General features: G+C 61.5%; 14 protein-coding genes and 1 pseudogene. 10 read left to right on the top strand and 5 right to left on the bottom strand.

Annotated features, from left to right (window positions below; translation table 11 throughout):
- From AC1DOC_RS09945 to AC1DOC_RS09910, 8 genes and pseudogenes are all read left to right on the top strand, one after another.
- A pseudogene (locus AC1DOC_RS09945) lies at positions 1 to 390 on the top strand (acyl-CoA dehydrogenase); the annotation flags it as partial.
- Positions 387 to 1,640 carry an FAD-dependent oxidoreductase gene (locus AC1DOC_RS09940; protein WP_478129738.1) on the top strand — a complete coding sequence of 418 codons (1,254 nt, stop codon included), beginning with the start codon at positions 387 to 389 and terminating at the stop codon, positions 1,638 to 1,640. The pseudogene AC1DOC_RS09945 and the gene AC1DOC_RS09940, both read left to right, overlap by 4 nt.
- Before the next feature lie 53 nt (positions 1,641 to 1,693).
- Entirely contained in the window at positions 1,694 to 3,097 is a 1,404-nt protein-coding gene (locus tag AC1DOC_RS09935) for a CmpA/NrtA family ABC transporter substrate-binding protein (RefSeq protein WP_478079911.1), read from the top strand.
- Positions 3,094 to 3,750 carry an ABC transporter permease gene (locus AC1DOC_RS09930; RefSeq protein WP_478129737.1) on the top strand — a complete coding sequence of 219 codons (657 nt, stop codon included), beginning with the start codon at positions 3,094 to 3,096 and terminating at the stop codon, positions 3,748 to 3,750. Before AC1DOC_RS09935 ends, AC1DOC_RS09930 begins: the two co-directional genes overlap by 4 nt.
- A complete protein-coding gene (locus tag AC1DOC_RS09925) occupies positions 3,740 to 4,666 on the top strand; it encodes an ABC transporter ATP-binding protein (protein ID WP_478079912.1) in 927 nt (308 codons plus the stop codon). The genes AC1DOC_RS09930 and AC1DOC_RS09925 overlap by 11 nt, the downstream gene beginning before the upstream one ends.
- Before the next feature lie 36 nt (positions 4,667 to 4,702).
- Positions 4,703 to 5,146, top strand: coding sequence for a cyanase (gene cynS, locus AC1DOC_RS09920; protein ID WP_478079913.1), 444 nt, complete (start codon positions 4,703 to 4,705; stop codon positions 5,144 to 5,146).
- A gap of 54 nt (positions 5,147 to 5,200) precedes the next feature.
- Positions 5,201 to 6,004 carry a sulfite exporter TauE/SafE family protein gene (locus tag AC1DOC_RS09915; RefSeq protein WP_478083496.1) on the top strand — a complete coding sequence of 268 codons (804 nt, stop codon included), beginning with the start codon at positions 5,201 to 5,203 and terminating at the stop codon, positions 6,002 to 6,004.
- 21 nt (positions 6,005 to 6,025) lie between these two features.
- Positions 6,026 to 6,916 (top strand): MBL fold metallo-hydrolase, encoded by an 891-nt coding sequence (locus tag AC1DOC_RS09910; protein ID WP_478079915.1) that lies wholly within the window; start codon positions 6,026 to 6,028, stop codon positions 6,914 to 6,916.
- Between the two features lie 38 nt (positions 6,917 to 6,954).
- Here AC1DOC_RS09910 and AC1DOC_RS09905 read toward each other — a convergent pair whose 3' ends face one another.
- Positions 6,955 to 8,598: a sigma-54 interaction domain-containing protein gene (locus AC1DOC_RS09905; RefSeq protein ID WP_478129736.1), complete on the bottom strand. Its 1,644-nt coding sequence runs from the start codon at positions 8,596 to 8,598 to the stop codon at positions 6,955 to 6,957.
- 164 nt (positions 8,599 to 8,762) lie between these two features.
- Between AC1DOC_RS09905 and AC1DOC_RS09900 the strand changes: the two genes are divergently transcribed.
- Entirely contained in the window at positions 8,763 to 9,686 is a 924-nt protein-coding gene (locus AC1DOC_RS09900; protein WP_478083495.1) for a helix-turn-helix domain-containing protein, read from the top strand.
- Positions 9,687 to 10,213: 527 nt separating this feature from the next.
- On the opposite strand, the gene AC1DOC_RS09895 is transcribed toward AC1DOC_RS09900, so the two are convergent.
- The 3 genes from AC1DOC_RS09895 to AC1DOC_RS09885 are packed head-to-tail and all read right to left on the bottom strand — an operon-like array spanning position 10,214 to position 14,143.
- A complete protein-coding gene (locus tag AC1DOC_RS09895; protein ID WP_478080801.1) occupies positions 10,214 to 11,209 on the bottom strand; it encodes an ABC transporter permease in 996 nt (331 codons plus the stop codon).
- 20 nt (positions 11,210 to 11,229) lie between these two features.
- Entirely contained in the window at positions 11,230 to 13,494 is a 2,265-nt protein-coding gene (locus tag AC1DOC_RS09890; protein WP_478129735.1) for an ATP-binding cassette domain-containing protein, read from the bottom strand.
- Positions 13,495 to 13,519: 25 nt separating this feature from the next.
- Complete coding sequence (locus AC1DOC_RS09885) at positions 13,520 to 14,143, bottom strand: substrate-binding domain-containing protein (RefSeq protein WP_478129734.1); 624 nt, start codon at positions 14,141 to 14,143, stop codon at positions 13,520 to 13,522.
- Here AC1DOC_RS09885 and AC1DOC_RS09880 point away from each other — a divergent pair.
- Positions 14,031 to 14,276, top strand: coding sequence for a hypothetical protein (locus AC1DOC_RS09880; RefSeq protein WP_478129739.1), 246 nt, complete (start codon positions 14,031 to 14,033; stop codon positions 14,274 to 14,276). The two genes, AC1DOC_RS09885 and AC1DOC_RS09880, sit on opposite strands and share 113 nt — an antisense overlap.
- Before the next feature lie 946 nt (positions 14,277 to 15,222).
- Here the strand turns inward: AC1DOC_RS09880 and AC1DOC_RS09875 are convergent.
- Positions 15,223 to 15,657 (bottom strand): 3-hydroxyacyl-CoA dehydrogenase family protein (locus AC1DOC_RS09875; protein ID WP_478129733.1); only part of this gene is annotated, 435 nt, incomplete at its 5' end.

The raw sequence follows: 15,657 nt of genomic DNA, 5'->3' as shown, positions 1-15,657 counted from the left end.
GGCCTGGGCGTCTCGCAAGGTGCGATCGACTCGATGTGGGATGTCGAGCAGCAGCTCGCCCATGTGAACGAGTTCCTGGAGGATCGTCCTGCCGCACTGCAGGCCGAACTCGATGCCCTGGCCGATCGCACGTTCGCGCTGGCCCGCATCGCCAGCGAGGGCGGTCAGCCTGCCCTGCTCGATGTGCTGGACGTGCGCGCACACGCCTCCGAGCTCGCGCTGCGGTCGGCCCAGTCCGCCCTCATGCACCAAGGTGCGCGCGGCTATCTGCTGTCGTCTGCGGTACAGCGCAGGGTTCGCGAGTCCCACTTCGTGGCCATCGTCACGCCGGCGATCAAGCACCTGCGTCGAGAAATGGCCCGGCTGAGCAGCCCGGTGACGCCGTCATGAGCGCCCCTGCCCTCGCCGTGCGCGGGGCCGACGCGGCGGCCGTTTTTCGCCAGTACATCTGCCGGGCGTGCGGATTGATCTATGACGAGGCGACCGGCGATCCGGACAGCGGCCTGGTGCCGGGCACACGCTTCGAGGATATTCCGGACGACTGGTCCTGCCCCCTGTGCGGCGTGGGCRAGGCTGACTTCGAGATCTACGTGCCGCAGGCCAGAGTGGCGCAAGCGGGCTCGCCCAGCCACACCGGGCACAGCCGCCGCGCTGAACCGGGCGTCGTCATCGTGGGCGCGGGAGCCGCCGGATGGCAGATGGCACGCGTTCTGCGCGAGCGCGATGTCAACGTGCCCATCACCCTTGTGACGAACTGCAGCGGCGACGTCTACGACAAGCCGATCCTGTCTGTCGCATTGGCAAGGGCCATCAGCCTTGCGGCCTTGGTCAAGGAAGCAGGTCGTCAAGCAGCCGATCGTCTGAACGTACGCCTGATGTCCGAAACGCACGCCATCAGCGTTTGCGCAGGAACGAATGCTTTGCGCACGACCAGGGGCACCGTCAGATACAAGAGCCTGGTGCTCGCCCACGGCGCAGCTCCGCGCCCGGACCCCGCATTGCCGGCCGATCTGTGCTGGGCCATCAACGACCTGCGGTGCTACGCCAAGTTCCGCCAAGCCGTGGATGCGTCGGGAGATGCGCGGCGAATCGTCGTTGTGGGGGCAGGCCTGGTGGGTTGCGAACTGGCCAATGACCTGGCTCTGGCGGGCCACGCGGTCGTCTTGCTCGACGTGGCCGACCGGCCACTGGCCGGCCTGTTGCCTGCGCAGTCGTCCCAAGACCTGCTCGACGCCTGGGCACCACTCGCAATCGAGTTCATGGGCAACACGCGGGTCAAGCAGGTGAAGAAGACAGACTTCGGCATGACCGTGAAGACTGACAGCGCCCTCGTTCTGAACGGGGATCACGTCCTGGCCGCCACCGGGCTGCAGACGCCCGGTCGCCTGGCACAGAGCGCCGGCCTGGCCTGGAACAACGGCATCTCGGTCAGTGCCGATGCCCTGCGAACCAGCGTGCCGAACATCTATGCGCTCGGCGACTGCATCAGCATCGACGGCCAAGCGACGCGTTTCATCGAGCCGATTGCGCGGCAGGCGCAGGTCATCGCCGCCCATTTGACAGGCTGTGCACCACCGACCTACACGCACGTTCGCCCGCTGGTACGCGTCAAGACAGGATCTCGCAGGTTCACGGTCTGACGCAGCCACAGGCCGCCCACGCACTTACTCATCGCCAACCTCAGAAAGCCCCCATGCGCTACTTCGACCCTTACGATGCCGATGCGCCGCTCATGATGAGCTGCGCATGCGGCCGACATGCTTCCGCAGCGGCACATGAAGCCGCAAGCGCCGCATCCGCCACCAGGGAGCTGATCCGGCGCAGCGAGACCGCCGCGTTCGAGGACTACTCCAACGACTTCATCGAGGCGAGCCTGGTCAAGGCCGTCTTCCCGCAAGATGCCGTGCGCCGCCGCTTCCTGCGCGCCGTCGGCAAGGGAACCGCCATGGCCGCGATCTCCAGCGTGCTCCCGGTCGCGAGCCTCCAGGCGATGGCCCAGGACAAGGGCACCATCGAGAAGAAAAATCTCAAGATCGGCTTCATTCCCATCACCTGCGCTACGCCACTCATCATGGCCGAGCCGCTGGGCTTCTACAGCAAGCAGGGGCTGGACGTCCAGGTCGTGAAGACGGCGGGCTGGGCACTGGTGCGCGACAAGATGATGAACCGCGAGTACGACGCGTCGCACTTCCTGTCGCCGATGCCATTGGCGATCACCATGGGACTGGGCTCGAACCCGCAGCCGATGAACGTGGCGACGATCCAGAACATCAATGGACAAGCCATCACTCTCGCGCTTAAGCACAAGTCCAATCGCGATCCCAAGAATTGGAAAGGCTTCAAGTTCGCCATCCCATTCGAGCATTCGATGCACAACTTTCTGCTTCGCTACTACCTGGCCGAAGCCGGCCTAGACCCTGAGCGCGACGTTCAACTGCGCGTCGTTCCGCCTGCGGAGATGGTCGCCAATCTGCGGGCCGGAAACATCGACGGGTTTCTCGGCCCGGATCCCTTTAACCAGCGGGCTGTCGTGGAAGAAGTGGGATTCATCCATCTGCTGACACGAGACATCTGGAACGGCCATCCCTGCTGCGCCTTCGGCACGTCGACGGAGTTCATCCAGAAGAACCCCAACACCTTCGCGGCGCTGTACCGCGCCGTGCTGACCGCCGCCGCCATGGCCCGCGATCCTAGGAACCGGGAGCTCATCGCCAAGGTGATTGCACCGCAGGCCTATCTCCACCAGCCGGAAGCCGTATTGACCCAGGTGCTGACCGGAAGGTACGCCGACGGCCTGGGCAACATCGTCAACGTGCCTGCCCGCGTGGACTTCGACCCCATGCCCTGGCAAGGCATGGCCGTCTGGATGCTGACGCAGATGAAGCGCTGGGGCTACATCAAAGGAGATGTCGACTACAAGCAGATCGCGGAGAAAGTGTTCCTGCTGACCGATGCCAAGCGGGCCATGCGAGAAATCGGTCAACAGGCGTCGGACGGCAGCGCCTATCCCAAGTACGAAATCATGGGCAAGACCTTCGATCCGAACAAGGCGCAAGCCTATGCCGACAGTTTCTCCATCAGGAAGACGCCGGCATGAACGAGCCCAAGACACTTCGCGCGAAGGCGGCGCTTCTCTCTGCCTTCTTCCTCGCGTTCATTCTCGTCATCTGGTACACCGCCACGCTGCCCACCAAGACCGCAGCGCCGACGCTCACAGCCGAGCAGAGCGAGTACGCGAAGCTCATGGGCAAGGATCCGCAGGCGGGCGGCGGTGCGCCTTCGAAGTCGGCATTCCCCACTCCCGCGCAGATGGGCTCCACGATCGTCGGACATCTGTCCTACACCATCAAGGACTCGTCGATCTCCGGCATCTTCGTCATCTTCATCTGCTCCGTCTGGCCGATGCTGACCAACACCGCCTTCGGCGTGGCCGGCGTGCGGCGCGAGTGGCTGAATGTTTCCAGGACGCTTCAAGTCACGCCGATGCGCAAGGCGATCGAGGTCATCCTGCCCGCCGCCGCTCCCACCATCCTGACCGGCATGCGCATCAGCATGGGCATTGCCTGGCTGGTGATCGTGGCGGCAGAAATGCTGGTCGGAGGAACCGGCATCGGCTACTTCGTGTGGAACGAGTGGAACAACCTCTCGCTCACCAACGTGATCTTCGCCATCCTGGCCATCGGACTGGTGGGCATGGCGCTGGATCTTGTCTTTGCCAAGGCGCAGAAGGCGGTGACGTATGCCGAATGAATACAGGAGCGGTGAGCCAGCAAGCGGCTTTCTGAAGATCGAGAACCTGGCGAAGACCTACGTTCCTGGTGCGGAGCCCGTCTTCGACAGCGTCAACTTCGAACTGGCCAAGGGCGAGTTCGCCTGCATCATCGGCCACTCCGGTTGCGGCAAGACCACCATCCTGAATGTCCTTGCCGGCCTCGAGGCGGCCACGGCTGGCGTGGCCATCATGAGTGGCCGCGAGATTGCCGGGCCCAGCCTCGACCGGGGCGTCGTCTTCCAGGGGCACGCACTGATGCCATGGCTGACAGTCAGGAAGAACATCGCCTTTGCGGTGCGCAGCAAGTGGCCGCAATGGAGCGCCAGGCAGGTCGACGAGCACGTGCAGAAGTACGTGGCGCTGGTCGGCCTGGATCAGGCGATCGACAAGAAGCCTTCCGCGCTTTCGGGCGGCATGAAACAGCGCGTGGGCATCGCCCGCGCATTTGCCATCCAGCCGAAGATGCTGCTGCTGGACGAGCCATTCGGTGCGCTGGATGCGCTCACCCGCGGAACGATCCAGGACGAGCTGCTGCGAATCTGCCGCGAAACCCGTCAGACCGTCTTCATGATCACGCACGACGTCGACGAGGCCATCCTGCTGGCCGACAAGATCCTGCTGATGAGCAACGGCCCACAGGCGCGTGTAGCGGAGATTGTGGTGAACACGATGCCTGCGGACCGCCAGCGCGCGACGCTGCATCACGATGCGCAGTACTACCGCATCCGCAATCACCTGGTCGACTTTCTGGTGACAAGGTCCAAGGACCTCTCCGGCGGGCGCGCTCCGCTGAAGCCGCCATTCGTGACTCCTGGGCTTCAAGTYACCGACCTCGCCGAGCCGGGGCTCGAAGAACCGATCGCTGTCAAACCTGTGCTGCAGCGCGTCGTCTGATCATTCAAACCATCACCTGTCATTGAAGGAATACTCATGAACCGCATCGACGTTACTGAAAAGATCATCTCTGCCAAGGTTTCCAAGGGCCTGAAGTGGTCGGAAATCGCAGCCAAAGTGGGACTCAGCAAGGAATGGGTCACGTCCGCGTGCCTCGGTCAGATGACGCTGAGCAAGGAACAGGCTGGCACGCTTGCAGAGATCTTCGGCCTGTCTGACGAGGAAGCGAAGTGGCTGATGGTCACGCCGTACAAGGGATCGCTGCCTACCGCGGTGCCGACCGACCCGCTGATTTATCGCTTCTACGAAATGGTCAACGTCTACGGCACGACTTTCAAGGCGCTCATCCACGAGGAATTCGGTGACGGCATCATGAGCGCGATCGATTTCAAGATGGACCTCCAACGGGAGGCAGACCCTGCGGGTGATCGCGTCCGCATCGTGATGAGCGGCAAATTCCTTCCCTACAAGCAGTACTGAGCAAATGGACTGCAGCCTCGACAAGAACCGGCCTACCCAGGCGCGGACGCAAGAGTGACCATCGCCATGCTCTACGGGCTGTGCGTCGGCCTGGTGCTTGGCATGACAGGCGCCGGTGGCGGCATTCTTGCCGTTCCTGCTCTCGTGTTGGGTATGGGTTGGCAACCGCATGCTGCCGCCCCGGTAGCCTTGTTGGCAGTTGGATTTTCTGCCGGATTGGGAGCCATCGACGGACTGCGCAAGAATCTGGTGCGGTGGCGCGCAGCGTTGCTGATGGCGGGCATTGGCGTCGCGCTCGCGCCGCTTGGCGCAAGGGTCGCCCGGGCGCTTTCCCCGACCGTGCTCATGACGCTGTTTGCGGCGGCGATGTTCATTACCTCCGGAAGGCTGTTGCTGCGGCGCGGCATTGGAAACACGCCAGCCGATGCAATTTCCGCCGCCGAGAAGAACTGCATGTTGAATCCCTCGACCGGGCGGCTGAAGTGGACCGCGCGTTGCGCGGCCACATTGGCCTGCATCGGCTCGTTGTCCGGACTGCTGACCGGCATGCTGGGTGTCGGCGGCGGCTTCCTGATCGTGCCAGCTTTCAAGCAGTGGACCGACCTTCGAATGCACGGCATCGTGGCGACCTCTTTGCTCGTGATTGCGCTGGTATCAATGGGTGCGGCTGCCAGCGCATTGCGCATGGGAGCCCAGGTGGCGCCCACAGGTTTCGTGTTCATCGCTGCCGCAATGGCCGGCATGTTCGTGGGCCGTAGGGTATTGCCGAAGTTGCCGGGCCTGGTCCTTCAGACCGGCTTTGCCGTTCTCTCAATCGCGGTCGCGCTTTTTCTCTTGTACCGAACCTGGTCCGTCTGAAGCGCGAGAGTGGTGGGTCCAATGATCAAATCTCCTCGACCGCTCGTACACGCGTTCTTCGATGCGGACACCTGCACATTCACCTACGTTCTGTACGTCGAGGATGGCGGCGCATGCGCCATCCTCGACTCGGTGCTCAACTTCGAGCCCAAGGGCAGCAGGACTGGAACGCAGTCGGCCGATACCGTCATCGAGTTCGTGCGAGCCCATGACCTCCATGTCGAGTGGATCCTCGAGACGCATGCCCACGCAGACCACCTCTCGGCCGCACCCTATCTCCAAGCGCGCCTGGGGGGTGTTATTGCGATCGGCTCTGGCATTCTTGCTGTGCAGAGCACCTTTCAAGAAGTCTTCCACCTGCCGTCGGAGCTCCGACTCGACGGTTCTCAGTTCGGGCGGCTGTTCGAACCCGACGAGGTGTTCTGTATGGGCCCTATTCAGGTTCGGGCCATGCATGTGCCGGGCCATACCCCGGCGGACGTGGCCTACGTGATCGAAGCCGAAGACGGCATGCCGCTGATTGCTTTCGTGGGCGACACACTGTTCATGCCGGATGTCGGGAGCGCCCGGTGCGATTTTCCAGGCGGGAGCGCCCGCGCCCTGTACCACTCGGCACGGAGGATTCTGGCCCTGCCAACGGCGACGCGACTCTTCATGTGTCATGACTATCCGCCTGAAGGTCGTGAACCACGCGCCGAGACAACGGTCGGAGAGCAGCGCCATACAAACATTCACCTGCGCGACGGTGTCAGCGAGGATCAGTTCGTGGAGTTGCGCCAGCGCCGTGATGCAACACTGGGTATGCCCGCGCTGATCCTGCCGGCGATCCAGGTGAACATCCGTGGTGGCCAGCTACCTCCGATGGAAGCCAACGGTGTGCGCTACCTCAAGATCCCCATTAACGGACTGTAGGCGTGCATGGCACATGCATTTCGTCGTTACGACTTCGACTAGGTGCTCTCTTGTGCAGCAAGCCTGTGCCATCGGTAGCCGAACTGTCTGGGAGTCAGGCCTAGGGACTGCGCAGCACGAGACTGATTTCCACCGTGAAGCCGCATCGCGTTGCGCAGGTCCTCGGCGTCGTGAGACCCGTACGGCCGATACTCCCTCACCAAGGGCGCTCCCGACGAGCCTGAGTTGACAGAATGGGCGTCATGCTTGCGGGCGATGGACGCGCTGGTGCTGGTTTCGGGACGCCAAGTCTCGATCTCCTTGCGAGAGACGATCGCTTGATCGGTGAGCAGAACCGTACGCTCGATGACGTTGGAGAGTTCACGGATGTTCCCAGGCCACAGTTGTTCCTCCAGCGCATCGAGAGCCTGCGGCGAGAAGTGGACATTGCGCTGGTTCTGCTGGTTGGTCTTGTTCAGGAAATGCAGCGCCAGCGGCCGGATGTCCTCGCGGCGCTGCGCGAGCGACGGCAGGCTGATCGGAATGACATTGAGGCGATAGAACAGGTCTTGCCGAAAATTCCCACTTGCCACTTCGACGGCAAGCTCCCGGTTGGTGGCCGCAACCACACGCACATTGATGGGCATCTCTCGCTTGGCGCCCAGGCGGATGATGGTTCCCTCCTGGAGCGTCCTCAACAGCTTTGCCTGCATGGCGAGCGGCATCTCGCCGATCTCGTCGAGGAAGATCGTTCCATGATTGGCTTGCTCGAACCACCCGGCACGTGAGGTCGACGCCCCGGTGAACGCGCCTTTTTCATGGCCAAAAAGTTCCGATTCAAACAGCGTCTCAGGAATGGCAGCGCAATTGACCTTGATGAACGGTCCGTCATGTCGCGCACTGGCGAGGTGGAGCGCTCGTGCAAACAGCTCCTTGCCCGTGCCTGACTCACCGAGAAGGAGAACGCTGGCTGAAGCGTGCGACACCCGTTCGAGTTCTGCCAGCGCGCGCAGCAGCGCAGGCGAACGCCCGATGATGCCGTAGCGAGCGGTCGCCGACTCAAGCGCCTGGCTCAGCAAGGCATTCCTGGATTCGAGCTCTCTCGTCTGCGCCTGAACCAGTTGGCGCAATTGCAGAAGCTGACCCGACAGCGTTGCCAGGAGACGGAGAACGGCTACATCCTCGCTGAGCGCTCGATTCCTGCGCCGGATGCGGTGTGCCGCGAGGACGCCGATGGTTGTCTTGCCCAGCTCGATGGGGACTGCAATGAACGCGACCGTCTCCTGAGGCAGCCGCGAGCGTTCGACGGCACGATTGAGGAACCGGGGATCGGCATCAATGCTTTGCACGATGCTCGTCTGGCCGGTGGACAGGACCGCCCCCGTGATGCCCTCTCCGACCACATACCGGCCACGGGACATCTCGGCCTTCGTCAGGCCGTAGGCAAAGTGGATGGAAGCCTCTTCGAATGGCGACGAGCGCTCGCTTCCTTTTTCGAAGGAGTCCAGGAGCACAACCCGTCCCCGATTCAGACCTAGAAGCTCGGACATGAGGTGGAGCATTTCCCGAAACACGACGTCGGGGGCCAAGCTCTTGCCTACAAGGCGCATCACCTCACCGAGAAGCAGGTGTTCCTGTTCTCGCCAGCTTGGCTCGGTTCTCGGGGCTGCGGCGGCGAGCGCTCGGCGCACGGGTCTGGACATGACTGCTCGATCCTGCTCAGGTGATGAGCCAATACATTGAACTCCGCATTATTCTTGAAGATCGCGATCGTGGGGACGACCGCAGGATCGGGCCGGCGAGAATGGTCCAATGGTTGTCAATATTGGACACTGAGCCGAGCAGGCTCGGCTGGCGGAAGCAAGCGATGACAAAGGAACAACGGCGCGTCCTCGAAATCCAGCGCCTGGACTATCAGCCGGACGGAGACTATCCACTCGATCTGGAAATCTTCCGCGTGTCCGACCTGCGGCGGCGGGTGGGTACTGAGATCCTGGGTTCAACGCATCGGTATGCATTCCTGACACTGCTCTGCGTTACCCGTGGCGTTTGCACGCAACTGTTGGACTTCGAGTCAGTCCCCTGTGCGCCAGGCTCGTTGGTGTTGGTGCGACAGGGCATGGCCCACAGCTTCGGACCCGAGGAAGATTGGGACGGATGGATGGTCCTGTTTCGGCCCGAGTTTCTGTTGCCTTCGTCCCTGATCGAGGTCAGTCAAACCGGCGTTTCCGATCTGGACGGACTGCCAACCCATCTGGTGCCGGCCGACACTGAAGCGGCCATGGTCACCCGCGCGATCGCGCAGATGCACGACGACACGCGAATGGGCGCAGCGGCAGTGGACATGCACGCACTGCTGCGTTACCAGCTCTGCGCATTGCTGACTAGGATTCGCATCATCCATGCACAGAACGAGGCACGTGTTGCAGCCCGGAGTCCTGCATCGCAACGTTTCAAGGAGTTCGAGTCGCTCGTGGAGAAGCACTTCGCCGCTTGGCATCATGCGTCCCGGTACGCCGAGCGCATGGGATGCTCCGAGAAAAGCCTTGCCCGCGCCACGATGGACTCCGCGGGCATGAATCCCAAGGCCTTCATCTCGGCGCGGGTCGTTCTGGAGGCCAAGCGGCTGTTGGCGCACACGGAACTGTCTGTCTCGGACATTGCCGAACGTATTGGCTTCAGCGATCTGTCCAACTTCGTCAAGTTCTTCAAACGCGAGGCCGAATGCACATCCATGGAGTTTCGCCGTCGACAAAGACCTTTCCATCGCGGATCCACATCGAAGGGCTGAATCTATCTGCTCCACCCATAAGTTCGCCGCCGCGCACGCCGATCGTCTTCGAATCGGCCGTCGCGCCAAAAGGACACCTGATGGAGTAAGACTTCGACATCGCCGTGTCTCGGCGAATGGAGGTAGGCCACGAATTCTGACAGGCGTTTCGTTGCTGTGGGGCGGCTTGATAGCTTCACCCGCGCTTCCGCTGCTCATGAACGCGATGGCACAACATGGTACCCACAACTGCGCAGGCGCAAGGCCATTGGCAGATTCTTGGACGCAAGTTCGGAAAGAACCTTGCTCATAGGCTCGGCTGGACGGGCCAACGCCCACGGAACGAGCGGCGAAGACGCAGGGGTGATGGCCACGGGCCAAGCCCTGGCCGACGGTTTCAGCGCGATGAAGCCGATCAGTTTGCGATGCGAGCACATAGTGATACGCCAGGCAGTAGCGGTCGATGCGGGCGAGCAGGTGGAGCGCGAGTCCGCGTCTCAACTTACACCCGAGCCACCGGAAATCGATCCATGCTCCAGGGGATGCATCTAGGTTTTGGACTGAAGACGCTGTTTCAACCGCGGAAGCGCTCTGAGTCCGACCGCTACGATGATCGCCACGGCCTGCACGAGCAATTGAACCGCCGGGCTTGCGCCAAGGGCGAGAACCAGCTGCTGCAGTTGGGCCATGAACAGCGCGGCGAGAGCGGTTGCCACGATGCTCCCTCTGCCGCCGCTGAACTGCGTTCCGCCCACGATCACGGCGACGATGCCAGGGAGCAGGTAGTCGGCGCCCGCGGTCTGCGACGCCGATCCCACGAAACCTGCGAGCATCATGCCGGCCAGCCCAAAGCACACGCTAGCCGCCGCATACGCGCCGACCTGGTAACGAAGTACACGCAACCCCGACGCGGCAGCCGCCCTTGGACTCGTGCCGACGGCGACAAAACGTCGTCCCGTCAACGTCTTGTTCACCAGTACTGCAACAAAGCCGATACTGGCGAGTGCGAATACGAGGCTGGACGGCAGTCCCAGGATGTGCGTGTGCGTCAGATCCTGAAAGCCTTTCGGCAAGGTCATTGCCGTTCCTCCCGAGATCGCCCTCACCCCTCCGAGCAGCAACGCGTCGACAGCAAGGGTGGCGACGATCGGGCTGATGTTGACGCGTGCTACCAAAATTCCGCTCACCGTCCCGAAGAGCGCCGTGATGGCGACGGTGGCAACGATAGGAAGAAGGATCATTCCGGTACGATTTGCAAGGATGGCCAGCACCAACCCGGCGATCGTCATCAAGCTGCCCGCTGACATATCCAGGCCACGCTGGCGAATGACGAGCATTTGGCCCACCGCCACGACTGCGAGAAAGCTCGCGAACGGGGCCATGGCGGTCAGCGCGCCCAAGCGCAAGGTATCGGGCGCTAACCACGCCGATAGCAGCACCAGCAGGGCAATCGCAATCCAGACGAATCCGAATTCACCAACCGCCAATGGCGGCAGTTTGATCATCCGGGACGGGAGCTTCTTGACGTCGACGTGCGAGTTCATGTTCGTAAGCATCTGGTCGATCAACCGGCAAGCACGAGCTGACGGCTTTTGGAATGGACCGCGACGGCTGCGATGATCATGGCGCCCAGCAGATAGGACTGCCAAGCCTCGCTGAGCCCGAGGAAGGTGGTCGCGACATTCACCTGCGCGATCAGGACCGCTCCTAGAACGGAGCCCACAAACGAGCCACGTGCTCCGAAGTCCATGCACAAGGCCAGCGCGACTACGATCACAAATGTCAGCGGCACAAAACCGAAGTTCAGGTTGATGGCGTCCATCACCACGTCATTGATCAATCCGTCTGACGTGGGTCTGAGCACGAGCGAGACGCCTTGCAACGCCATGAACGTCGCTAGCGTCGCGACCATCGGATGAAGGCCGATCGGCTCTACAAGCACCCAGTTGAATGCTCCGACCAACATGGCGATGGCAATGACGGCCACCACGCTACCCACGACGCCGAAGCCAGACAATGGACCTGACAGCAAAAAGGACTGGCTCACCACAATGACGCCCATCAATGGCCCCACGGAAAGGTCGATTCCACCTACCAGCATCAGCGCCTGCTGCGCGCATGCAACCAGCGCCAAGGTCGATATCAGCGCGAGCATTCCGCTGAAATTGCGGCCGCTCAGGTAGTTCTCGTTGGATGCCGCCGTGAAGATTCCCAACAGGGTCACCACAATTGCAATCATCACAAGGGGTGCCCAGTCCGTGGACAGCATCTCGGCGAGTCTTGCGGGGCCTGTCTTCGAGCGGCTCGCCTTGGCGTGTAGTCCTTGACGGACGTTCGTTGCAGTGAGGATGGCCGAGATGATTCCATTCTCGCTGACCTTCTCGCCGGCAAGCTCCGCAGCCACGGAGCCACGAGAGAACACGAGGACGCGGTCGCAAAGCCCGGCAAGCTCGGCCGCATCCGAAGACACGACGATGGCCGCCCGGCCCTCGGCCGCAGTCTTTCTGAGAATTCGATAGATCTCTAGCCGCGAGCCGACGTCGACACCCTGCGTCGGCTCGTCAACAAGAAGCACCGCCGGCTCGGCAGCCAAGGCGCCGCCGATGACGACCTTTTGCTGGTTGCCACCCGACAGCGACCTGATTGGATCGTCGAGGGAGCCAAGCTTGACGGAGAGCGCTGACAGAGTTTCCCGGGCACGAACGCCTTCACCCCGCGAGTTGACAATACCGCGTCGGACGTCTTTCGCCAGACTTCGAAGGCTGAAGTTGGCAGTGATTGGAAGGTCCTCGAAGACGCTCTCGGCATGCCGGTCGTTCGAGATGAACTGCATCCCTGCTTCGGTTGCATGGTCCGGATGCCGAAGCGTTTTCGACTGACCATTGACCCATACGTGCCCCTCGCCAGGATTCAGTCCGGCAAGCGACCTGAGAAACTCTCGTTGACCGTTGCCGTCCACCCCAGCCAACCCAAGGATCTCACCAGGGAACAAGCTCATCGACACGTTGTCGACTCCAACGCCGCGATAGTCGGCCACTTCCAGGATGGGCGCACCAACTCGCTGTGTGCATTTGGCAGGAAACTCGGCGTTGATCGAAGCTCCGACGATAAGCTCGATGATCATCTGTTCACTCAAGCCGTCGACTTGATAGGTTCCCTGCCCTCGGCCGTCGCGCAGCACGGTCACGCGGTCCGCAATCTGTCGGACCTCTCGAATCCGGTGTGAGATGTAGATGACCCCGGTACCGCCCGCCGTCACTTCCGCGATGCACTCGAACAGACGCTCGACATCCTTCGCCTGCAGATGTTCAGTCGGCTCGTCCAGAACAAGGACGCGCGGACAGCAGGCAAGGGCGCGGACGATGTCGACTATGAAGCGCTGCTCGGAAGTCAGTGTATTCACCCGCGCGCCAGGCTCGATGCCTGACGCACTTCTCCAGCGCTTCAACAAGCCAGCTGCCCATACCTGTAGATCGCTGACAGGTGGCCGAAACTCGGCGGTGACGCCGAGATACAGGTTTTCCGCAACGGACAAGTCAGGCATCAATGCCGGCTCCTGTCTCACCATGGCAAGCCCGAGCTGACGCGCGCGATGCGGGTCACCGATGGTCGACTCACCGGCAATGAGAACCTGTCCCGCATCCGGTATGACCGCGCCGGATGCGATGCCCATGAGGGTCGATTTACCGGCCCCGTTCTGCCCTATCAGGCCATGAACTTCGCCCGGCTGCACAATCAGCGTCACGCCATTTAACGCCCGCACGGCGCCGTAAGACTTGCCAACGTCGAGCGCTGAAAGTACGGGCTGGGCAGTATTGCTCGGAGCCATTGCGGTGTTCCTTCCTGAAGCCGAGCTATTTGAACAGCTCAGTCAGAGCAGCATTCGTCAGCCTGCCAGACAGGTCTGCATCAGGAGGGAAGGACATGTCGCAACGCGGGTCCGTGTTGGTTGTGCTGTCGACGTAGGGATAGGGACTCCAGCCAAGCGGTTCCGTGTATGGCGTGCCCGAGTGCGCTGCCATTGCGCGCCTCGCGGCAGCGCGGATCAAGGTCGTGGTGCCATCAAGCGAGAAGTACGGCCACGCCTTGCCAGCCTTTTTGTACTCGAGGTACTTGCAGTTGAGCTCGTTGCTGCTAGCAAGCGTTGCCTGCGCGGGGATAGGGAGGCCGGCTTGCTCAAAAGCCTTGATTGCCGCATTCGTTGTCAAGCCGTAATCGGAGCCGATCCCGTCGATCTTTCCGTGCTTCGCAATCAGCGCCGTGATTGCTTTCTGGGCATCGGCAGGATTCCAGTTGGTCACGACATAGTTTTCCTCGACCAACTTAAGGCCAGGGTGCTTCTTGACGCCGTCTTTGAAGGCATCCATGAAGCGCTGCGAAGAGGTCGCGCCCGGGGGGCCGCCCAAGAAGATTACGTTGCCCGTTTTCACTGTCTTTGCACACGACCTTCGTGACGTTCTTGCACTTCGAGAGTTCATCTCTGAACTCTTGCGCGGTCGTTTTGAACCAGGCGGCACCGCCGAACCCGTCCAGAAGGGCAACCACGGCAGGCTTCGATCCACAAAGCGGCGTGATATCGCTCTGCTTGGCCAGGTTGCCGATTTGGGCTGATGCTGGATTCGAGGCGACCAGAAGGGTTGAGGTCACCAACGCGGCGTAAAGTGCCGCCCTGCGCCCGGTTCTTGAGATTCCAGAATAAGAGATCATCAAAGTCTTTCTGAAGGCGCGATTCATATGACGAAGAATCGCGTCCCGATGTTGAACACTAGCGAGCCGTCAGCGTCATCGCCATGGCCCGCATACCCGTTCGATCCGTCGAACCCTCGTTTGTGAGTACTGCAAAGGTATCCGCAGGATGGAATTGCCGTTGGCTTCGCGCGGCCAGATCGTTGGCTCAGAAATGACAGAACCCGTTTCTCAACCAAGCTGCCCAGGGATGCCAGCGCTGCGGCGACCGCGCTGCCAGCCGCCGTGGCCGCAGAAACACCAACCTGAAGCCATCAGAGCGCTCGGTGCGCACGCCCTACGTCCCGCACACAACAGTCGGCCGGCATTGCGAAGTTCTCGTTATTCCGGAAACGATGATCGTTAGTGATCGACTGTTTGATGGCGGGGCACAATCCGCCGCCCTTAGGCGGCCCGCAGACGGGCCGAGTATTCGATGGGGCTTAGTTTGCAGATGCAGCTGCCGAAGGCTGCATGAGACGTCCATGCAACAACGGTGCCGTGGCTTCACGGATGCGCAACTGAACAAGCACGTCCCTGCGCAACGCAGCGTCGGTAGGACCCGCCGTGCGATCGCGCAAGACGAACAACGACGCGCCACTACCGCCCCGAGCATTGCGCGACCGGACGCGCAGAACGTCGATGCTGACGGATGCTATGAACCGGGGATCTCGGCCTTCCTCGCGTAGCGGCAGGCTGATCTCAGTGCAGGCCTCGAAGCTGCGGCACCATTGGTCCGTTGATCGGTGCCAGGCCTTTGGTCCGAGACTGGTTCAATAGTTTTGGTGAGGTCGTCACGTTCACGGTTCAGTGCGCCCTTCGCTCCTTGCCCCTAGTTTTTGATGATGTCTTGCAGCATGCGAAGCCGCGTTTGCTCAAGCCGCTGGCGGCGTTCGTCGTCCCAAGTGAAAATCCCTTTGCCGCTCGCATATCCGAAATCGCCAGAATCAACAAGGCGTTGAAGGCCGGCAAGAGGCTCTTCATCAGCGCAAAGTTCTGGCCAAAGCTGGGAGCTTACGGACATGAAAGTTTTTAGGCCGCCCACATCTGCGCTTTGAAGCGGCCCGGACCATCGATACCGACGTCCAACCGTCTGAGTGATGACGTAATCGATTGTCTCCGCATCAGCTACGCCAGTATCGAGCATGTGGAGGGCTTCTCTCAGCACAGCAAACTGAATTCGATTCCCGATGAATCCTGGAACGGACTTCTTCAAAACAACGGGGTCACAGTCGCTCGAACGGAGCAGTTGCAAGCAAGATTGCAC

This window comes from Variovorax sp. 01T439_2 (assembly GCF_056398445.1).
This window is presented reverse-complemented; position numbering and strand designations above follow the sequence as displayed.